Below are 21,060 nucleotides of genomic sequence, written 5' to 3'. Positions count from 1 at the left end.
AACCTTAACCTAGCAAGCCAGCAAGTGGCGCGGAACTGTCGCCAAAGCTTTGTGCAGGTACGCCCATTTGTTGTAAAACCGAAAGCAGCAGATTGCACATTGGCGTATGTTTTTCAGCGGCGATATGTCTGTTACCTTCTAACCCGCCACCTGCGAGAATAATGGGCAGATCCATATGATCATGATCGTTAGATTCACCTATACAGGCGCCTCGTACTACAAAGGTATTGTCGAGTAAATTGGACTCTCCATCGGGAATGTTTGCCATCTTTTCAAGGTAGTCAGCAAATAGCTGCATGTGGTAAGTATTGATCTTAACCAGCTTGTCTATTTTGTCGGGTATATTGGCATGATGGCTTAACTCATGGTGACCGTCAGAAACGCCAATATTGGTGTAAGCATGATTACTGAGCTCTCGTCCGAGCATAAAGGTACTGACTCGGGTCATATCAGTTTGCAAGGCTAACATTTGCAGATCTAGCATAATTTTGACGTGTTCTTCATAGTCGCTAGGAATGTTGGCCGGCACAGAAAAACCTTCTAAATTCATTTCGATTGTAGTTTCTCGTGCTTTTACAATGCGCCGCTCGACATCACGAATAGATTCGAGGTACTGGGCCATTTTATGGCGATCGTTCACTCCTAATTTTTGATTGACCCTTTTGGCTTCTTGATTGATAAAGTCGAGAATACTGGCTTTGTGAGTCAGGCGCATTTGACGGGTGGTTTCGTCGATTTTATTGCCGTCTCCAAATAGGTGTTCAAACACATCACCTGGGGCCACCATAGCGGGTAAGGCTTGTGTTGGGCTTTTCCAAGAAATGGTATTGGTGTACGTACAGCTGTAGTTAATGTCGCAACTGCCTAGCAAACTTGGGGGCTCGATGCCTAATTCTAAAGAGGCAAGTTGGGTGTCTTTCGCAAAATAGTTGGCGGCGACCTGATCGGCAGATATACCACAATATATATCAGAGCCTTCAGTAGCTTTGGCATGTACACCGGTTAAAAATGCAGGACAACTTCGACCATGACCCGCTGGCGGCGCACCAAAAGCGCTAGCCTGATAATGCGCCAGTCCTGAGATCACCGAAAATTTGTCTCGTACTTTTTCCAGTGGTTTTAAAATGGGTGTCATGTGGTAGTTTTTACCCACAGTTTTAGGTGTGTAGGATTGCACTCTCACGCCATTAGGCGAATAAAATACTGTCATGCGCTTGGGGCGTTTTTCTAAGGTTTTAGCCATAGCTGCAGGCACTAAAGACTCCATCACAGGCAGCGCAACGGCGGCACCTAAGCCTTTTAGAAAAAAGCGTCGTGATGGGCCGGTATTAACGTGTTTGAGCGATCTGTTGATTTTCATTGCTAGCCTCTGGAGCTTTTTTAAAGTTAAACGGAGTGCTGCTAACAACAGCTTCAATAATACTATGGATACGATAATTTTCGGGACTTGCTTGTCTGGCGATACTTCTAATAGTGGGTTGATCTGAGGGCTCTAAGCCTCTGCCAAGGGCGTAGGTGAGCAAGCGGTCAATAAAGGCTTGGGCGAAACGTTCTCTGCGATCCCATAAAACCGAATGTAAGCCGTTTAATCCTTCAAAGTGGGTGCCGTCTGGCATTTGGGCGGTTACATCAATTTTTTGACCTGCGTACATAGTGCGCTGAGCGCCTACGGCATCGTATTTTTCTAATGCTAAGCCAAGAGGATCCATGCGCACATGACATGCTGCACACACTGGGTCGGCTCTGTGCCGGGCTAATTGTTCTCTAGCTGATAAGGCTAATCCATCGTGCTCAGCTATCAATGAAGGTACATCTGGCGGTGGCGGAGGAGGGCTGGCTGCGAGCAGGTTATCTAATATCCATTTACCTCGTTTAACGGGAGAGGTGTGACTTGGATTCGATGTTAAGGTCAAAATGCTAGCTTGGCCTAATAAGCCGCCACGATTAGTGTGTTTGCCTAAGGTCACTTTTCGAAACGCACTGCCTTTTACGCCCTCAATACCATAGTGATTGGCTAGCTGTTCATTGAGATAGCTATAGTCGGCATTAAGAAAATCAAAAATCGCCAGATCGTCTTTTAAAATACGGGTGAAAAACAATTCAGTTTCCCGTTTGATTGCATGTCGTAACGGTATAGTAAATTGCGGAAATTCAAATACGTCTGGAAAATGATGGGGAAGGTTACGCAAATACAACCATTGGCCAGCAAAGTTATCGGTAAGGGCTTGGGCTTTTTCTGACTCAAGCATGCGTTTAATTTGCTGGCGCAGAATGCTTGGCTCTCGTAGCTTTCCTTGTTTGGCTAAATTAGTTAATTCTTGGTCGGGTAAGCTGCTCCATAAAAACAGTGCCAGTCGCGCTGCAAATTCATACTCATTAATTTTGTAAATACTTCCGGCTGCGGCGGTGTTAGGTGTGGTTTCTTGTAGGTATAAAAAGCTGGGCGCCACCAGCAATGCCTGTATGGTAGTGGCAATACTGGCTGTAAAATCTAAGTCTGCTCTTGCTTGCTTAAACACATGCAGTAGCGGCTGAATATCAGCGTTATTTGTTGGGCGGCGGTAAGCCTCGGCTGATAGTTTGGCAATGATCTGGGTGGCACAATCAATTTCTGCCTTGCTGCTCTGCTGTGTTGGCACTGCAGAGTCTGCCGAGTCAGGCAAGCAAACAAAAATTTTAGCCAAGCTTGGGGTTTTATTGATGTCAGTCTGGATTGTGTTTGTATCGATAGCGTCAGTCTGGGTTGTCTGACTTGTCCTATCTGTATGCTGTGATGGATTGTTTGTATCCAGTGGGCCAATGACTTCTATTTCGAGAACATCTCGTAAAAAAGCAGCTTGGGAAAACCGTGATGACATATGATACGAGGGCACTTTTTTAGTATGTACACGGCTGCCATTAAGAATAAAGTCTAGGTCTAATTCGGTAGGCTCACTTTCAGGCAGCACTACATAGTCGGTACCTTCGCGCGCAGTCGGCACGTATTCATTCAGTGCTAAACTTTTACGAAAGCTCAGGCCAATATTATGGCTGCCGGCGGGTAAGGTAAGAGTATAACTATGACGGTGAATGTCTAGGCGATCTACTTCGTTATTGGTGTTGGCATTGATAAAACCTGCCACTTCATACAGGCCAGCTTTTGGCGCATAAAAATCAAAACTGCCACCGCCTCGAGAGTCCAAAGGTAAATCATCATTCATGCGAAGATCAAAAGCAGGCACACCGCTATTTTGTAAAGGGCCATCTTTAGGCACAAGATAGCTTTTTTTACTGGCCGTACTTCCAGCCACACCCGTGGCGAGTTTACTGAGTTTTCCGGCTACAGACAGGTATCTTTCTAGCAGCGTAGTCGACACGCCTAGTACGTCGGCATTGTTATCGAAGCCATAACCAGAGTCGTCACCCGGCAAGGAGTCGGTCACATCCACATCTAATGCCAGTAAATCTCTTACTGAATTAGCGTACTCACTGCGATTTAAACGGCGAATGGTCGCGCGACCAGGGTTGGGATTTTGCTTGCTGTAACTATCTAAAGACGTTTCAAGCCAAGCTAATAATGACGTTTTTTGCTGTGGAGTTAGTTGTTTTTTCTTGGCAGGTGGCATGTCTCCCATAGACACGGCTTTGAGCATGGCTTCCCATAGTTTTTGATTTTTGCCATGGGCGATATCGCTGGCGTCAACGTCTTCTACCGACCAGTTACCGTCAAAAATATAATCATTGTGGCAACCTTCGCAGCGGTCATAAATTAACTGGTATGCCTGCTCTGGTGTAAAGCTTTGGTCTTCTGTTTGTGATAAAGAAGGGGAGCTAAGACCCAAAAGGGTCAAGCCAAACAAGATATAAAAACCAACAGGTAAACGCTGGGCACACCAACTTGGTGAGATATTAAGGGTCATTTGCACTCTCTTTGAGCAACTGCTGCTGTAAAAATAAGAAAAACGAGTAAGTCATGGCATAGAGCAGCTTCTGTGCCAAAAAGCTGTCCAACTGGTCAGGAAGGTGTGTGGGTGAAATTAACGATTAAAAAGGAGAGTTATTAGGGCGTGTTGATCTTTGCTGTACGATTTTGCAGCGAGTTGTGCGGTATTTATACAATAAAGCGCGATTGTGATGTAGTTGTTCTACATGAATGAGTGCTGAAGCAGTAGAAATGCCGCACAAACGCTGCCCGAAGGGTTCGTCCTAAACGCTTTTTACTCTTTGTTGCTGATTTTTGACTTAGCCCACTAGGCCTACAAACCAGCGCCGCGATTAAAAGGCGTTTAGTTAGAACAAAATTTATACAGCAAAGATCAACACGCCCTAGTTAACCATGCTTGTCTTTACATATCGGAAGTAGCATGTACTGTAGGATATAATGGGTTATGCGTAACTATTATTTGTTAATGTTCAATATAGTCTCGTGAGCTTATCAGGCAAGCCTTTATATTATGCTTAAAAGATCGTAGCTGTTTCAAATCTTGGTTAACCTCGCAACTTGAATTTCGTAACCCGCAGCTAATCTTTTCACTCTGTGATAAGCTTTTATAGCTGCCTATATAATCTACAAGCTAATTTCTCAAAGTGAGATTTAGTGAAATAAAAATGATAATTATCTTTTAAATCATGATGAAACCATGACAATAAACGATAAACAATTGCCTACCATGATCTCATTAGCCTAAAAAAGGAAATTACAATGAGAAACAATCGACTGAAGTTGCTATCACTCACTATATCAACGGTCTTAACAATATCTAGCTGTTCAACCTCTCAAAATAAAAATAAAAACACAGAGTCTGAAGCGGTACCAGCTCAATCGTCAGATGTCATTGCTGAAGAAGCTAGGCAGCAACAAAAAGCAAAAAATGACAGAGAGTCTGAAATGATTGAAGTCTCAGGTTATAGGCGCTCAGTTGAAGAACAAAATATTCGTAAGCGCCATGAGAAAGGTATTGTCGATTCTATTATCGCTGAAGATGTAGGTAAAATGGATGATGCCAACGTTGCAGAAGCTTTGCAGCGTATATCTGGTATTTCTATCAGCCGTGATGAAGATGGCAACATTGATAGTCAGCCTAGCAATGTGAAAAAAATTGAGCAGATAAACCTTCGTTCCCCTTATCAGATTTTCAAGAAATACGGGGTGAACCCCACAATAGAGACCTCAAACAAAGCTATTTCAACTTTTTCAATGGATGTTGACTTCAGCTTCATATAAATTAGCAGCAAACATGTTGAGTAATAATAGATTCCCCAATGCTGCTGGTATCCGCATTGAAGAGTTTGTTAATGCGTTTGACTATAACTATCAAGAAAGTAAGGACGTATTTGGCATCAGTGCACAGGTATTTCCTTCACCTTTTAGGGAAGGCTATCACGTTCTTCATTTAGGCGTACAAACAAAAAAATTAACAGATAATGAGCGCAACCCAAGTAACCTGGTGTTTAGTGGCGGATATATCAGGCTCAATGCGCGGCTATAATTTAGCCTTATTAAAGAAAGCATTTACCACCTTGGTTTCACAATTAGATGAGCAAGACAGCATTGCTCTAATTACCTATAGTGACTCTGCCACTATTGCTCTACCTGCAACTAAAATAAGCGATAAAGGTAAGATCTTTCAGGTTATTAACTCGCTATCTACTGAAGGTGGCACTAATGCCGCTGCAGGTATAAAACTGGCTTATCAACAAGCTGAAAAAATGTATATGCCAGGGTTTAATAACCGCGTTATTTTAACGTCAGATGGTATGGCTAATGTAGGTGATACTTCACCAGAAATGATTTTAAATAAAATTACAGAAAGTAAAAATAAAGGCATATTCCTCACGACTGTTGGTGTAGGGAAGGGTAATTACAATGATCATTTACTTGAACAACTAGCCAATCAAGGGAATGGTAATTATTTATACATGGGAAATGAGAAAGACATTCAAGAAAACTTTGTTGATGGGTTAACCAAAGAATTACAAACCGTGGCTAAAGACGCTAAAGTTCAAGTGAAATTTAATCCAACAACGGTGCATAATTATCGTTTATTAGGATACGAAAATAGAGCATTAAAAACCGAGGACTTTACTGATCCAAATAAAGATGGCGGTGAGATTGGTGCAGGTCATAGTGTGACTGTTATCTATGAAGTAAAACTAAAGCAGTTAAGCCATACCAGCAATTTAGCTGAGGTCGCTGTTGCTTATAAAAAGCCAATGGGCAATAAAGTACAGTACATTAAAAAGAACATCCCCAGTAAAGTGGTTACCGATACCATGAACCAAGCTTCTCCTGATAGTCAGTTAGCATCAGCAGTCTCTGCTTTTGCTGAAAAATTACGCCAAACTTATTGGTCTAGGAATTACCAATACCATGACATCTCAACAATGCTCAACGCATTACCCATTCAATATCGTCAACAAACTCAAGTGCATAACTTACTGGAGTTAATAAGTCAGGCGCAAAGACTTGATAACAGAGTCGATATTTATGAAGCAAACTATCCAATTGCGGGTATGAACTTTGACAGAGTGCCTTTACTTGATTAACCACAATCAATCTAAACTTACCTTACTCATTTACGTCATTATTGGCGTAATTGCAGTAAGCATTGCTAGCTTATTTGTTGTGGAAGCACAGCAAAATAAGCGCCAACTTAATAGCCATAAACAATTACTCCATGACACGGTACGAAAAACATTAGTCGCACAATTAGCAAGTTCCTTAGAGCAATATCCACAATCAATGGAAGAGGTCGAAAAACACTGGCAAACTATTGCTACTGAAGTGTTTCTATATCAGCAAGGTAAACAGATATACCCCTATGCTTTCTTAGGTAATAACACCTTGAAAATGTCACCAAAGTGGCAGCAATTTACAACAATGAGTGCTGAACTGTCTGAAGCAGAGCTTAAACGTTCATCTGTGCTTAATCGATTACAATTAGCTATACATAATAAAGCCAGTAGTGATATCAATGCTCTCACCCAAGAGTACTTCAATTTAGTCGCAAATTATCAACTTAGCCCGCTAAGTGAAGTTGTATCAGCGTTAACTTTTTTAACCATTGACCAACAAGAACAATGGAATCCTGAATTAATTAAACAGGTATTAATGACAGGGAATTCACTCTTTAAACCTGTTTCTTATTACATTTTCAAAGAAAACTCAGGTTTTAGCCAAGCCGATCTACAGCATATGCAAACTACTATTAAAAGGTTATTAGAAACAGCGAACATCAGCACAAAATGGTTTATAAAAAACAGTGAACTAATGACACTCGCCCCCCCTGAATTTAACCAGCATTCTGCAGCAATAGAAAACTTCACATTATTAAGTAAAGAAAATAAGCAGTTTATTTATGTGGAGCTAAATCAGCAATACAACTTGATAATGCCATACAACATTATTGAGGCACTTGCAGAAACAGTAAAAGAACTAAGGAAACAAGGTGTATTGTCTTACGAAGACAGTATTCAATTGCAGCCAAATAGTGCTTTAACTACCTTGCATCATTTACTTTTGGTTATAGACAAACCCGAGTGGAAAATGTGGTCGTCACAACAACAACTGTTTTTGATCAGCAAATTTACTTTACTGTTAATCTCAGTCATTTCATTAATATTTGTGACCAGATTGTTGATTAATCAACAAAAGAAAAAACAAGATTACTTAGCCATGCGAGAACAATTTATTAGCTTAGTCAGCCATGAGTTAAAAACCCCATTAGCTGCAATAAGGGTGATGGCAGAAACAGTTGATAAACGGCATAAAAGGCTACTGAGTTTAAAAGACTACCCTAACCGAATAGTCAATGAAGTCGACCGGTTATGGTTAATGGTCGATAATTTGTTATCTATGAACCGACTTAAATCAAATGAAATTAATCTTAATTATCAACGTATTAACTTGCATGTAATGGTTAACTATTGTTTAGAAAAGTCGAGTGAGTATTGTGATCTTCCTTTAGAACCAATAAATAATATTGGCAAAAGTATTACTGTTAATGCAGACGAATTGTTATTTGAACTTGTAATATCAAACCTGATTTCAAACGCAATAAAATATAATGATAAAAGCATCATTCGAATTGAGTTTTCATACGACAAAACTAAAAACGAATTAACTATTATCGATAATGCTTGTGGTATTGATTCGACTCAATGGTTGTCGGTTTTTGACGAGTTTACACGTTTGCCACAACAAAAATCGGTGAGTGGTAACGGTATTGGCTTATCACTATGTAAGTTGATTTTACAACAGCACAATGCTGAAATTGAAATTCATCACTCAACTTCACAAGGAACCACGTGGAAAATCATATTTTAATTATTGAAGACGATGACAACTTGCGGGATTCATTAGTTGATAATTTAGAAATTGAAGGATATCAAGTTCATTCTTTTGCGCTGATCGAAGCGGGCCGTCAATGGCTGTCGAATAATAATGTGGATCTAGTGATATTAGATATCATGCTACCAGATGGTGATGGCTATGAACTAGCCAAATGGATCCGAACACATTGCGACGTATTGATACTGATGCTTACCGCTAGAAGCTTAGAAAAAGATGTTGTGGAAGGGTTTATTTCAGGTGCAGACGACTATGTTAGTAAGCCATATAGAGTTAACGAATTACTACTTAGAATAAAAGCGCTATTAAGAAGAAAAAGTAAAACATCGATTGCTCAGGTAACCATGATAAATGATTATTCTGTTAACTGGCAGCTGCGTAAAATTCAGCATAATGAAAAAGATATCCATTTAACGAAAACCGCTTTTGATATTTTGAGTTATTTATTTGAACACATGAATACTACCTGCAGCAGAGAGCAGATCTTAGATGCGGTGTGGGGTGAAAATGTGTATGTTGACAACCGCACTATCGATAACTTTATATACAACTTAAAAAAACAACTCGCACTAACAAATGGTACTCAACATCAAATAAAAACTATCAGAGGTATTGGTTACAGTTTAACGACTCAATAAATTATATATATTACAGAATGTCCCTAAGGTGAATAGCTAAAAGCAGCTACGAGCAAGAAGTAAAAAGAAACGAATTACATTGAAAGCCAGAGGCTAATACGGGGCCATTTTTTGGATCTGATCATTGAACATTGTTTTTCCTATTCCTAGCTACTATCAACTGCTTTTATGTTTTCTACTGTTACATCAGTATATAATCTGTCGATAATTAAAATTTGAAGAAAAATTGGAAATCTAAAGCATGAGAAAACAGTTAATAACAGCGCTGATGTTGATTGGTATCAGTACATCGGTGAATGCAGATTTTGATAAAGGCGTAGCGGCTTATACTGGCAATGATATTCCTTTGGCATTAATAGAATTTAAATCAGCTGCCGAGCTTGGGGATCCAAGGGCACAATTTAATTTAGGTTTAATGCATGAACAAGGTATAGGTACTGAGCAAAGTTTTGAAAAGGCGTTAATTTGGTATAAAAAATCCGGCGAGCTTGGCAATATGTTCGCACAATACAATGCTGGGGTTTTTTACGAAAATGGAAAAGGGACTAAAGTTGATTTTGCTCAAGCGAATGACTGGTATCGAAAAGCTGTTTTGCAAGGAGATGGCTTAGCTGCCGGTAATTTGGGGATGTTGTATATTCGTGCCGATGGTGTGGTAGAAAATAAAGAAGCAGGTTTAGCGTTATTGATAATGTCGACTACTTTAGATAGCTCACCAGAAAACATTGCGAAAAGAAACATTTCAATGATCCGTAATTTAACGCCAGATATGGTTGCTGCCGCGCAAGAACTTTCCAATCAAATGATTGACACTCAAACCCCCTTAATTGTTTTAGACAAATATCTAGCAAAACGCTAAACACTAAAATTTGTTGAAGCCTATATATAAAATTGTAGAGAACCTGCGCTGCAGGTTCGTTTAATATAATAAACCTAAGTTCTGGATAAGAAGTATCGTTCAAGCTAAATATTAACAATATAATTCAATAGCTAAATCCCATTAACCCTCTGTCTAAGACCATTTGCTGTCTTTTAATATATATAATTAGACTAAAGTTTGTGTTGATTTGCAGAAAATCATTATGTTTCGATGTATCATTATAGGCAGTTCTATTCAAGTATGTCTCTATGGTTATTATATTTAATAATGTAATTTGCTATTGAACTCTCAATTCCCTTTGCTTGATGATATTTGTTGATTTTCTAGGAAGTATTTTTCATGCAGTTCATTTGTTTTTCTCGACTTGTATTACGGATGTTATTTTTCATTCCATTGGTCTTATATGCTAATAAGGCTTTTCTTCAACAAAGTACTACATACTCGTCATTAGATACTCTTCAGCAGCAGTCACATTCTTCTACCGAATTTTTAGCTAAGGCTCAAAGTGTTAGCGATATTGATCCCGTATTAAGCAAAAGTTTAGTGAATAAAGCGCTTAAATTAGCAGAGAGTAATAATAACCACCTTTTAGCAATGCAGGCTCACACATTACTTGCAAATATAGCCTTTCAAGAAAAGCAAGCTGGTCTTTCATCACTGCATTATCTAAAAGTTTTGGAGCATTTAAACAATATTAATGACAAGGATAATCACATTTTTCTTGCGATTGATTTTATTAAAAACATGTGGGGCGAAAAATACTACGAACAAGGGCTGCAGTTAATTAATACGCTTCTACCTATTGCTGAACGGAATGGCGATAAATATTCTATTGCACAAGTTCTTGTTGTTAAAGGGGATGGTTACTACAGTCAAAAAAACTACCAAGAATCAATTGACAGCTACATTCTCGCTACAAGCTATCTAACTAATGAAAATGAAGTGATTCAGGAAAGACTAGGTGATATTTATAAAAGGATTGCACAGTCATACAAACGATTAGTCAATAGAGAACAATCTGCATTTTATTATAAAAAAACACTAGACGTTTATACTGCATTAAACATTAAAAAATCAATGGCCCGCACCCTTACATCTCTTGCTGAAGCTGAGCGTTATTTAGGGAATTATATGCAGGCTCTTGATTATTCAAATCGCTCAGTAAAAATGTATCATGATCTTGATGACCCAATTGGCCTAGCTAAGGCGCTAAATGGAGCCGGTATCATACTTAGACATATTGGTCGTTATGAAAAATCACTAGAGCAAATTCATCAGGCATATCTTTATTATCAGGACGTTGGAGACACTAATGGGATGGGCAAAACATCAAATCAAATGGGATCGATATACACAGAATTGAAACAGTTTGATCACGCCCAATCATTTTATCAACTTACCATTGATTTGGAGGGGGAGGAGGTTGATAGAAACACCCTAGCCTCGGCCTATAGAGAAATGGCTGTTATTTATTTTGAATCAGGCGGTTATGAAAACGCCTTAAATATGGCGCAAAAAGCCCTACAATTATACATTCTTGAAAAGGATAAAAATAAAGAAGCTATAACTGAACGAATTATCGGCCACATTTACCAGAAACAAGGTGCTGTTAGTGACGCTATATCTCATTTTAGACAGTCAGTAGCCGCGGCAACCCAAGCGAAAAATACATTAAACATAATAAAAGCCCAAACGGCACTTGCTAGTTTGCTTATTGCTGACAACCCTGAAAATGTAATATTTTTATTAAAACAATCAGAAAAATTAGCTATGGAAATAGATGACATACCTGAGGCCTTGTATGTTATTCACTTGTTACTAAAAGCTGAAAAAAAATTAGGGAATTTTAAACAAGCGTTAAGTTACGCAGAAAAACAAATAGCCTTAACTAAAACTATTCAAGCTAAAATAGACGAAGATGAAATTATACTAGAAACCGCAAATTTACATTCACATAAAATGGAAATAGAACTGCAAACATTGCGAGAAAAAGAAAAATTGCATCTGCTTGATATAGCGAAAAAAAATGATGAAATAGAAATTGCTGAGCAAGCTAAAATCATAACAGATTTGCAATTGATGAAAAATAAATATGCAAGTATCGCGTTAGCATCTTTATTGGTCTTGAGTATTTTATTAGCGTTATTTATTTATATTCGTTTTGTAAAATCGAAAAAGCACAATAAAGAGCTTAATGTATTAGCAATGCGAGATCCGCTAACAAACTGTTACAACCGTCGAGTTTTATTTGATTTAATGAATAAGGATTTTGCCAACTTAAGTCCTCTTGATGAGTATTGTGTTGTTATGCTAGATATAGATCATTTTAAGGCGGTCAACGATACCTATGGCCATAGTGTTGGGGACTCTGTATTGAAAGGTGTTGCCAATATTTTAATAAATGGCGTTCGTAAAAATGATATTGTTGCTCGCTATGGTGGTGAAGAGTTTTGTATTGTTTTATCTTCTGCAGACAAAAATCAGGCCATATTGATTGTTGAGGCCATAAGAAAAACTGTACAAGAAGCATGTTTTGAAGATATTAAAGTCACTTGTAGTATTGGCGTTTCTTCAATCAAATTCAAAGCTAAAACCCCCCGTGAGCTAATTGAACAAGCAGATTTCGCTTTGCTTAAATGTAAAGCTTTAGGGCGTAATCAAGTAATGCTTTGGGGGAGTGTTGAGTAAAGCAGTAAAATCATATTGCAACCAACTAGAGGCTGTTGATCTTTAATATATACATTTTGTTTCAACTAAAGGCTTCGCTATTTTAAAGCTATAGTAAAGGCTGATAATTTAGCGGCCTTTATTGATAAAAACATAAGTGGTGTAATGTCTAATACGGTTTAACGCATGCGTTGTCTAACTTTGCGTGAATGCCATATTGCGGGGATAATAACCAGTACCGCAATCAGCCCTAACACCCAAGGTGTGGTTTGCCCAACCATTGCTAAGTTAGTTAAATCGGCAGCTTGCTCATTGTTCACTTGAGAAGCATAACCAATGTGTCCAATAGCCCCTTCGACCGCTGTCGAAAAACCATTACTCAAAGCGCTTTCCCAGCCCAATGCCGAAAAGGCTCCGTAAGCTTTATATGCAATGGCAGCAGAGCCAAAACCTATAATGCCAATGCCAACAGTTCCCAAACCAAATACGCCCACACCTATTGCACCTACACTTATTATTCCCAGCGAAACTATACCTACACTAACCGGGGCTATTGCTACTCCACCCCAAGCAAAGAGTAAGCCATAGGCTTTACTACCGCCTGCTATCCAGCCATATGCGGGGTTGTCGTCAGCTTCAGGCATGCCAAATTGAAAGTGGCATAATGGCACACCAAAAAGACACAGTTTACTTTTGTATTCTCGTTGTTTAGCTCCGGCATGATGTGCCTCGTCTAAAAACGCTTCTGGGTGAAATATACGCTCTTGTGCTCTGAGTTTTTGGGCTTCTTTGAGCATGCGGTGGGTAAGGATTAAATAGGCAGAAACCAAGCCAAATACCAAAATGTGTGCTGCAATTGCGTAGCCAAGCACTGAGCCACTGGCATTAATAGCCAAGTGTTTGAGTGCGAGCATTCCTAATATATAGATAATGGCAATCATGAAATACAGCGACACAACCTTAATCACTTGGTGACGTTCTCGTTTGGTACGGGATTGAGCAAGACCGGCCTTTACACCAAAATATGAGCTGATTAGGCCAGCAAAAGAGGCTAACAAAACTAAAATGGTGGTGAGCTTAAATATTGAACCTGTTTTTGCCACCCCTGCACTCAATAATGCGGCTTTGGCGGGCGGAGATATACTGCTAATTGTGGTCATGACAATGGCGGTAAATGCGGCTCCTGGTTTGCTGCTCTTTAAGCCATCTTCGACGAAAGTTGACATGGCTGACTTCAGTAATTTTCGGCCACGGGATAATCGTTGTTTTACGGTCTCGAGGGTTAAGTCTAGTTCAGCTGCTACGCGCTCAACAGACTGTTGTTCACGATAGAATAATATAAGGGGTTCACGGTAGATGTCATCTATTTGCTCTAGCACTTTCCACAACAGGCTTTGTTGCTGTTGTTGTATCGCCGCGTACTCAAGTTCTGTTTCTTCTGCCTCAGGCAGGTGGTGCTGGGCTAATTCATCGGCGCCTATTGTGGGTTGGTTTGCTTCTTTGCGGCGGTAACGACTGACTTTAAACCGCAATATGCCACATAACCATGATTTTAATTTTTCAGGATCGTGCAAGGTATCGAGTTTTTTCCACGCTTCTACAAATGACTCTTGTGCAATATCTTCACTGTGTTTGATATCACCTACTGCCGAATATGCAATAGAGCATAATAAGTTTTGATAGCGAGCAACTATTAGGCAAAAGGCATCGCGATTACCTCCAAGTGAATACATCACTAAGCTTGAATCATTTGCATTCAATATCGGATTTTGTTTTTTAAAAATACTCATAAGTCACATATCTCTTGGCTGATATTAGTAAGTGCCGTGCTTTGGATAAAAGGTGACAACTTTTTTATAGAAAATCTAAATAAAAATAATTTTAATTTTTTTGTCACCTTATTTCCTGGTGTTGGCACTTAATTACCATCGCACTGATGCAGCCATAACGCTTCAATGTGTCACGATTTTTTTTATCTAACTTACACAGAGTACATTATGAAACCAGTAAACAAATCAATTTATCAGTCATTTAAAACATTTAGTCTAGTATCAGTCCTTGCCTTATCAGGTAGTGTTTTTGCGGCCCCACTTAATTCAGTTATCGATGACTTTGACAACACCAGCAATAATAATCTAGGTATTCCTAGAATGTCCTTAAGTGACATCACGGCTGGCGGCAGTACCACTACTGAATTAATGGTATCAAATGGCGTAATACAAATTAAAGGAGAAATTGTGCCACCACGCGGCCAACCGGGTTGGTCAAGTTTGATTTTGCCTCTTGGCCCAGAAGGGGAGGGTCAAGATGCGAACAAGTTTGTTGGTATTAAGCTGCTGGTAAAGATTAGTAACGGCTCGATTTCAATCTCGGCCAATAGTACTGAAGTAGTTAATTACGATTACCATTCGGCACAAATCGCCGTGAATTCAGACGGTAAATTTCATGAAATTAAAATCCCTTTCGATTCGATGAAACGTATGTGGTCTGAACAAACCCCGTTAAACAGACAAACCCTTAATAGTCTCAGTATTGTAGCTTTTGGCATGCAAAAAACGCTATATGACTTTGAAATTGATCAAGTCAGTTTTTATTAATACCAATATTGATTTGAGCGGGCTTTCGCGTGAAAGCCTTATTCAGTTAGTCATTTTTAAATAAGGTCACTTATTATGTCTTTCGATACCAGTACCAGGCTCGACTATCTCGATGCCGTCCGTGCTTTTGCTTTAATTTTAGGCATAGTGTTTCATGCTAGTTTATCTTTTATGCCTATATTTATTGGCTGGGCGGTAATGGACATCTCAACCAGTCATCTTGTCGGTATCTTTGGCTTAATTAGTCATTCATTTAGGATGGAACTGTTTTTCCTTATCGCTGGATTTTTTGCCCACATGACCTTCCATCAAAAGGGCATGAATTCTTTTGTTCGATCACGATTTATGCGCATTGCGATTCCCTTTGTTATAGGTTGGTTTATCCTTCGTCCGCTGGTGGTATCGGCATGGGTAATGGGGGGCGAGAGCTTGCGAGGTGATGTGCACATTTGGGCGGGGTTAAGCAATGGTTTTGCTAGTTTAGCCAGTATTCCTAAAGATCTTTTTATCGGCACACATCTCTGGTTCTTGTATTACTTGCTTTTAATCTCGACAGGCGTTGTGCTGTTGCGCAACTTGATTAGTGTTAGCACACCACTTCAGCAATTCTTAAGGCAATTTAGCGACAAGGCCATAGCTTGGTTATGCCACTCGCGGTTTGCCATTTTGTTGCTTGCTATTCCTACCGCCTGCTGTCTGTGGTTTATGCAATATTGGGGGGTAGATACACCCGATAAGTCATTAATTCCTAATATTCCAGTGTTCTTGCTTTATGCTGGGTTTTTCTTGTTTGGTTGGTTACTGCATAGGCAAGCTGCGTTGATGGAGGTCTTTTGTTGTTTGTCTTACCGTAAAGTGGTTGTGTGTTTAGGGGCTATTATTGCTGTTATCTTATTATCCAAATACGAAGGGCAAATAGGTCACCCAGAATATACATTATTCAAGATCAGTTATTTACTGAGCTATGCCATCATGATGTGGTCGTTGGTTGGACTGTGTATTGGTGTCTGTAAATACTTATTCAAACGTTCCAGTAAGAAAATCCGTTATATTGCCGACGCATCTTATTGGCTTTATCTGATACATTTGCCCGTAGTTGTGTGGTTACAAATCGCCTTTGCAGAATTACCTTTTCATTGGACGCTAAAGTTGCTGAGCATATGTGTCATTACGATAGTTATATCTTTGCTGATGTATGATGCTTTTGTTCGCTCTACATTTATTGGTGCAACATTGAATGGCAAAAGGCGGAACAGAGCATTATTTAGCAGAAAAGTAGAGCCGACCAAAGCAAGCTTTGATAGTGCGCAATAATAATTCACTCTGCCTAGCTTTATAACAAGGTTAGGCAGGTTTGTAAGGGGAGGTTGTTGTTTGTCTTTAACTAAGCCTGTGTTATGGATTCTATAAATATTTATATCGCTACTATTCTTTGCGCCATTTGCCTTTGGTTATCTCCATGAAAAATAACTCATTTAACTTTGTAGTTGGTATCATCCGTTTAGTCTAAAATGCAAAGAATGAAATTATTGGTGTGAAGTTTATGAAACTGAGGTGGCTGATCCTACTGTTTTTTTAATTGGGGCATTGATTTATATTCCAGCATAGATATCGAGGCAATATATGAAAATTGAAAAGTCTTATTCTTTACCTTTTCCTTTAGAAAAGGTCTATCAAGCTTGGATCTCGTCAACGACTGTTATTGCGCCTGCGACGAGGATGGACATTGTTGGCAAAGTTGGCGGGCATTATCGTTTATTTATTGACTCAGCTGATTTCACAGGAATTAATGAAGGAACGTTTTCACGTGTTGAGCCAGACTCTCGATTAACTTATACATGGGAGTGGAACAATGACGGAGATATTTCAATTATTGATGTTAAATTCACTAAGATTGAAGCAGGTACACAAGTGGATTTAACCCATAGTGGTTTTTCATCACAACAGAGTCTGGCTGACCATGATTCTGGGTGGGATAGTTATATACAAGGGTTTTCTGAGTATTTGGCTGATCGACTCACTGCTGAGTGAAGCTAAAAAGCTAATGTATCCTTGTTATTTAATGTTTGTTGAATTGGTTATTATTGAGTACTTTCTTGTGTGAAAGTAAGGTTAAGTTTTTCAGGGAATCGATGGTTATATGAGAAGGAGTTATTGTGTGCCCATTTCCGATCTTGAAATCGTTAACACAGAGTTGATTTTGCATATACGATTTACTTTAGCAGTACAGGGATGTATCAATTTTACGGTCTCACTTGATAAGATTTACCCTCTTAAATTCAATCTATATAAAGAGTTTGTTAATCAAGCTGCTTTGATATTCACCAAGCAAACATTCAATTATCTACATGGTGCTAAGGCACTTTTAAAAGACATAATAAAATAAGTGTGAGCGATTAAAATTACAAGCTATGACGTCAATCAACAATACTATATGCTGCAATTTCTAAGTTTATGTTTGTTTAATAGTCACGTTAGTTAAATAAGGTAATAGACATTATTTTTATGAATAAAACACCATACACTAAAGGCCATATACGCAGGGGGAAATCGTTTGTCTTTTTGTTTATGGCAGTGTTATTTACTGTCGATATTCATGCTAGTGAAGTCGTATTTTGTAAAACTACCGAAAGTAAAATAAATTCCTATGCTGTAGGTTTATTGAAGTTGGTCTTAAAAAATACCAATGGTGAACACAGATTATCTACTTTAAATGTTCCATATATGAATAAAAAAAGGCTATTTACCCAAATGAAGGATAAAGATGGTCCTTGTTCAGTGGTGATAAATGGAGCTTCAACTTTATTTAACAATAATATTGATATGGTGGTTACATTTCCTATAACGCGAGGTTTGTTAGGTTACCGGGTATTAGTATTTAATCAACAAACAAGAGCCAATTGGACGAATATCAATAGCCTAGAACAAATTAAAAACAATTTTACAATTGGCTCAGGTGCACATTGGCATTCATCAACATTGTTTAAAGAGCATGGATTTACAGTTGTTCATGGCAATACAACTCAATTACTTTGGCTGATGTTAAAGTCAAATCGTTTTGATTTACTTAATCGAGGAATTTTAGAGTCTGAAGAGGAAGTGAATCAAAGACTAGCTTTAGGAGATGAGGTTTATATTGATAAAAAGTTTGTGTTTCATTTGAAATTGGATTTCTTTTTTATTGTTAAAGATGGTGATACAAATACAAAACAACTTTTAACCCAAGGTCTTGAAACTGCATATAACAATGGAAGTTATCAACAATATCTTGATCAGTATTTAGAGTCTCTGTTTATCAATAAAAAAAATATTTTAGATGGCAGAAAGGTTTTAGAGTTGGAGTACCAAGACATGCCTGAACTTATCAAAGTGACCCCTGATAAATATTGGTATAAGTTTGAGAAATCCAATCATTAATTGCCAGATGCAGTGATATCAAATAATAAAGGAAATTTACAAGCAAATAATTTTGTGCAAAAAGCTAAACAGTTTGATAGCACAGCGTAGTTACTTTTCTTGTGTCTTTGTGACTTTTATTTTCGATAAGACTTGTGGTGACCTTAAATATAGTAATAATCGGCCTAAGTTTTTTGGGTTGAGTTTAAATAGTGCATTTATTAGCAGTAGAGTGTTTAGGTAAAATATTAAGATTAGAAGGGTCAATGGCTGGCTGGCAGCAATTGTTTTGGGGTGATGAGTGCGTTTCTCAAATCAGTGCCAGTGCAGACAGTGAAAAATTTTCACATCAATTTTCGTTACAAAGTGAGCAGGGCGATCTTCAAGTTGAGTTAAGTGGCTCGTTGCAATGGCAGCCCTTTACTTTACAGTTCAAGCTTTTAGTTAATGACGAACTCGTACATGAAAATACCCTGTTTGAAAAAGACATCGAACAACGTCAAATCACTCAAGGCGAAAAACAACCGATTAAATTTAGTTTTATCGGTATGGCAAGCCTTGGTTTAAAGTTATTCAAAAGTGCTAAGGTGATTAAAGTGTTGTTTGCTGCTGGCAGTTTAGCGGCCTATAGCTGGTTGTTTTCTATTGAGTTTGCTATTGCTTTGATACTTTGTCTGGTGTTCCATGAATATGGTCATATTAAGGCAATGAAGTACTTCGGTTTAAAAACCAAAGGTATTTACCTTATTCCCTTTGTGGGAGGCTTGGCCCTTAGCGATGATAAAATTAACACTCGCTGGCAAGATGTTGTTATTTCCATTATGGGGCCATTTTTTGGCTTGCTTCTATCTATTGCTTGCCTAGTGGGTTATTGGATCACCGATATTGAAATTCTCGCTGGTCTAGCCGTATTTAATGCGCTGCTTAATTTATTTAATTTGTTACCTGTATTGCCTCTAGATGGTGGTCATGTGTTAAAAAGTATCGCGTTTTCAATTAACTCCAAGGTGGGTATTATTGCCTGTGCATTGGGGGCCGCTTTAGGTGTTTATATCAGTTACCACTTTGGTTTGGCTTTGTTAGGTTTTTTACTGGCGATTGGTAGTGTTGAAATTTTCTTTGAATATAAACGTCGTCATTTAAGTGATTTGCTGCCCCTTAATCGTTATGCACAAATTGTTTCTATCTTTTGGTATGTGATCACTATAGGTGGTTTAAGTGCGATTATTTGGCTTGTGGGTCAAACAGATAACGGTGCTTTGTCATTACCTCTTAAAATATTAGCGAGTTAAAACCTTGTCTGATGCTTTCGTCTCTAAAGCATTAGATATGGGTTATTTACTGCTACTTATGACCCAATTAAATTTGCTCATAAGTGGTAGGTGCTCAGAAATTTTTGCAAAACCTTTAGCTGCTAAACCTAATTCATTTTGCTGTTGAAGTGATAGATTTTCAGGGTTGAACACATAACCTGCAATTAGCTCTAAACTTTGCGGACTATACAGAACTAAGTCCATGACTCGAGATGGATAGTCAGTACCGCGACCGTCCCATGTCCAGGTTTGTTGGCCGTTAATATGTTTTAACTCGGCTGCCAAAAGTGCTGCATGGGGCTGTTGATAGGGGCCTGCGATAATGACTAACGGCATAACCGTACTCACTAGGTTGAAATCACCGGCCACAATGATGCCATCAACTTGGGTTCGCTTTATGATGTTCTGTATCAATGTACGTATGGCCGTTACTTCAACCCGTCGTTTATCTTCTTCCCAACTGCTAGGCTTGCTGCCACAGCATTCTAGATCAACTGAAACCAGTAATAAGCGTTTATTGTCACTCCTGACAATGGCACCGTTGACCGGTATGCCTAAATCTAAACTCTCGGCATATTTTAATTCACCTGCTTGCGCCATACGTTGTCTTAAACGTATTTTTTCAGGCTCAGGATAGGGCACTATTTGGGAAAATTCGGTCAATGGTTGCATAGGTAAACGACTAGCAATAATTGCTCTTTGTCTGCCGCCACTTTTACCAAAACTCAGTTGCCAATCGTCGTCGTTATTCTGAGATATGGGTAATGCTGCGCGTATTTGCGATAAAGTAGTGTTACCAGACACTTCGTCGAGTAATAAAATATTGGCTTGAGCTTGGTTTATCAGTGCTTTAAATAGTGCCGGATTTTTAATAAAGGCATCGCCTGACACATTCCAAGAAAAGACTTTTATCTTAGCTGTAGGAACTGGCGTACTGTGCTGACTTATAACTTGTAGCTCATCAGATGTCATAGACGTAAACTTGTTCGTCATCTGAGCCAAGGCTGATGTCATCTGTGTGATCAATATGAATAGAACAAGAGTAGGGGATTTTCGTACCATTTCTCGTAATATTTTTCGTGATATTTTTTGTAACATGGCAATTCACTCCATGAAGATGTGTATGGATACTAGCATAAACATTTTGCTTGAAGGTATACCTAGGGGCTGTTTTTTCGCCATATTTACAAGGGATTTTATTTTTAATCATAGTCATGGGTATTAGTAGGTGACTAAAATA

The 21,060-nt window shown here is 38.7% G+C and carries 16 protein-coding genes; 12 read left to right on the top strand and 4 right to left on the bottom strand.

Features of this window, described 5'->3' with window-relative positions:
* Positions 1-4: 4 nt before the first annotated feature.
* Positions 5-1,360, bottom strand: coding sequence for a DUF1552 domain-containing protein (locus tag GQR87_RS11615; RefSeq protein WP_158969491.1), 1,356 nt, complete (start codon positions 1,358-1,360; stop codon positions 5-7).
* Complete coding sequence (locus GQR87_RS11610; protein WP_158969489.1) at positions 1,329-3,899, bottom strand: DUF1592 domain-containing protein; 2,571 nt, start codon at positions 3,897-3,899, stop codon at positions 1,329-1,331. The genes GQR87_RS11615 and GQR87_RS11610 overlap by 32 nt, the downstream gene beginning before the upstream one ends.
* Positions 3,900-4,681: 782 nt before the next feature.
* On the opposite strand from GQR87_RS11610, the gene GQR87_RS11605 reads away from it, so the two are divergent.
* From GQR87_RS11605 to GQR87_RS11575, 7 genes are all read left to right on the top strand, one after another.
* Positions 4,682-5,203, top strand: a complete 522-nt coding sequence (locus GQR87_RS11605; protein WP_158969487.1) for a hypothetical protein — start codon at positions 4,682-4,684, stop codon at positions 5,201-5,203.
* Positions 5,204-5,216: 13 nt separating this feature from the next.
* Positions 5,217-5,468: a von Willebrand factor type A domain-containing protein gene (locus GQR87_RS11600; RefSeq protein WP_158969485.1), complete on the top strand. Its 252-nt coding sequence runs from the start codon at positions 5,217-5,219 to the stop codon at positions 5,466-5,468.
* A complete protein-coding gene (locus GQR87_RS11595; protein WP_158969483.1) occupies positions 5,455-6,525 on the top strand; it encodes a YfbK domain-containing protein in 1,071 nt (356 codons plus the stop codon). Before GQR87_RS11600 ends, GQR87_RS11595 begins: the two co-directional genes overlap by 14 nt.
* Positions 6,500-8,305, top strand: a complete 1,806-nt coding sequence (locus GQR87_RS11590; protein ID WP_158969481.1) for a sensor histidine kinase KdpD — start codon at positions 6,500-6,502, stop codon at positions 8,303-8,305. Before GQR87_RS11595 ends, GQR87_RS11590 begins: the two co-directional genes overlap by 26 nt.
* On the top strand, positions 8,287-8,967 hold the full coding sequence (locus tag GQR87_RS11585) for a response regulator transcription factor (protein WP_158969479.1): 681 nt from the start codon (positions 8,287-8,289) through the stop codon (positions 8,965-8,967). Before GQR87_RS11590 ends, GQR87_RS11585 begins: the two co-directional genes overlap by 19 nt.
* A gap of 241 nt (positions 8,968-9,208) precedes the next feature.
* A complete protein-coding gene (locus GQR87_RS11580; protein ID WP_158969477.1) occupies positions 9,209-9,826 on the top strand; it encodes a tetratricopeptide repeat protein in 618 nt (205 codons plus the stop codon).
* 360 nt (positions 9,827-10,186) lie between these two features.
* Positions 10,187-12,535 carry a tetratricopeptide repeat-containing diguanylate cyclase gene (locus tag GQR87_RS11575; RefSeq protein ID WP_233267248.1) on the top strand — a complete coding sequence of 783 codons (2,349 nt, stop codon included), beginning with the start codon at positions 10,187-10,189 and terminating at the stop codon, positions 12,533-12,535.
* Between the two features lie 158 nt (positions 12,536-12,693).
* Here GQR87_RS11575 and GQR87_RS11570 read toward each other — a convergent pair whose 3' ends face one another.
* Entirely contained in the window at positions 12,694-14,304 is a 1,611-nt protein-coding gene (locus GQR87_RS11570) for an RNA polymerase sigma factor (RefSeq protein ID WP_158969475.1), read from the bottom strand.
* A gap of 207 nt (positions 14,305-14,511) precedes the next feature.
* Between GQR87_RS11570 and GQR87_RS11565 the strand changes: the two genes are divergently transcribed.
* The 5 genes from GQR87_RS11565 to GQR87_RS11545 all read left to right on the top strand — a co-directional run bounded on the left by GQR87_RS11565 (position 14,512) and on the right by GQR87_RS11545 (position 19,799).
* Positions 14,512-15,111: a CIA30 family protein gene (locus GQR87_RS11565; RefSeq protein WP_158969473.1), complete on the top strand. Its 600-nt coding sequence runs from the start codon at positions 14,512-14,514 to the stop codon at positions 15,109-15,111.
* Between the two features lie 75 nt (positions 15,112-15,186).
* A complete protein-coding gene (locus GQR87_RS11560; RefSeq protein WP_158969471.1) occupies positions 15,187-16,425 on the top strand; it encodes an acyltransferase family protein in 1,239 nt (412 codons plus the stop codon).
* A gap of 309 nt (positions 16,426-16,734) precedes the next feature.
* Positions 16,735-17,142, top strand: a complete 408-nt coding sequence (locus tag GQR87_RS11555) for an SRPBCC domain-containing protein (protein WP_158969469.1) — start codon at positions 16,735-16,737, stop codon at positions 17,140-17,142.
* A gap of 474 nt (positions 17,143-17,616) precedes the next feature.
* Complete coding sequence (locus tag GQR87_RS11550) at positions 17,617-18,528, top strand: hypothetical protein (protein WP_158969467.1); 912 nt, start codon at positions 17,617-17,619, stop codon at positions 18,526-18,528.
* Between the two features lie 191 nt (positions 18,529-18,719).
* Complete coding sequence (locus tag GQR87_RS11545) at positions 18,720-19,799, top strand: site-2 protease family protein (RefSeq protein ID WP_158969465.1); 1,080 nt, start codon at positions 18,720-18,722, stop codon at positions 19,797-19,799.
* 42 nt (positions 19,800-19,841) lie between these two features.
* On the opposite strand, the gene GQR87_RS11540 is transcribed toward GQR87_RS11545, so the two are convergent.
* On the bottom strand, positions 19,842-20,918 hold the full coding sequence (locus tag GQR87_RS11540) for an endonuclease/exonuclease/phosphatase family protein (RefSeq protein WP_158969463.1): 1,077 nt from the start codon (positions 20,916-20,918) through the stop codon (positions 19,842-19,844).
* Positions 20,919-21,060 lie beyond the last annotated feature (142 nt).

Source organism: Paraglaciecola sp. L3A3 (genome assembly GCF_009796765.1).
Taxonomy (GTDB): domain Bacteria; phylum Pseudomonadota; class Gammaproteobacteria; order Enterobacterales; family Alteromonadaceae; genus Paraglaciecola.
This window is presented reverse-complemented; position numbering and strand designations above follow the sequence as displayed.

Bases quoted from the DNA above. Each gene is read 5' to 3' on its own strand.
- GQR87_RS11540 (WP_158969463.1), bottom strand. From the start codon at position 20,918: ATGTTACAAAAAATATCACGAAAAATATTACGAGAAATGGTACGAAAA.
- GQR87_RS11565 (WP_158969473.1), top strand. From the start codon at position 14,512: ATGAAACCAGTAAACAAATCAATTTATCAGTCATTTAAAACATTTAGT.
- GQR87_RS11580 (WP_158969477.1), top strand. From the start codon at position 9,209: ATGAGAAAACAGTTAATAACAGCGCTGATGTTGATTGGTATCAGTACA.
- GQR87_RS11610 (WP_158969489.1), bottom strand. From the start codon at position 3,899: ATGACCCTTAATATCTCACCAAGTTGGTGTGCCCAGCGTTTACCTGTT.
- GQR87_RS11605 (WP_158969487.1), top strand. From the start codon at position 4,682: ATGAGAAACAATCGACTGAAGTTGCTATCACTCACTATATCAACGGTC.
- GQR87_RS11615 (WP_158969491.1), bottom strand. From the start codon at position 1,360: ATGAAAATCAACAGATCGCTCAAACACGTTAATACCGGCCCATCACGA.
- GQR87_RS11560 (WP_158969471.1), top strand. From the start codon at position 15,187: ATGTCTTTCGATACCAGTACCAGGCTCGACTATCTCGATGCCGTCCGT.
- GQR87_RS11555 (WP_158969469.1), top strand. From the start codon at position 16,735: ATGAAAATTGAAAAGTCTTATTCTTTACCTTTTCCTTTAGAAAAGGTC.
- GQR87_RS11600 (WP_158969485.1), top strand. From the start codon at position 5,217: ATGTTGAGTAATAATAGATTCCCCAATGCTGCTGGTATCCGCATTGAA.
- GQR87_RS11550 (WP_158969467.1), top strand. From the start codon at position 17,617: ATGAATAAAACACCATACACTAAAGGCCATATACGCAGGGGGAAATCG.
- GQR87_RS11575 (WP_233267248.1), top strand. From the start codon at position 10,187: ATGCAGTTCATTTGTTTTTCTCGACTTGTATTACGGATGTTATTTTTC.
- GQR87_RS11595 (WP_158969483.1), top strand. From the start codon at position 5,455: ATGCGCGGCTATAATTTAGCCTTATTAAAGAAAGCATTTACCACCTTG.
- GQR87_RS11570 (WP_158969475.1), bottom strand. From the start codon at position 14,304: ATGAGTATTTTTAAAAAACAAAATCCGATATTGAATGCAAATGATTCA.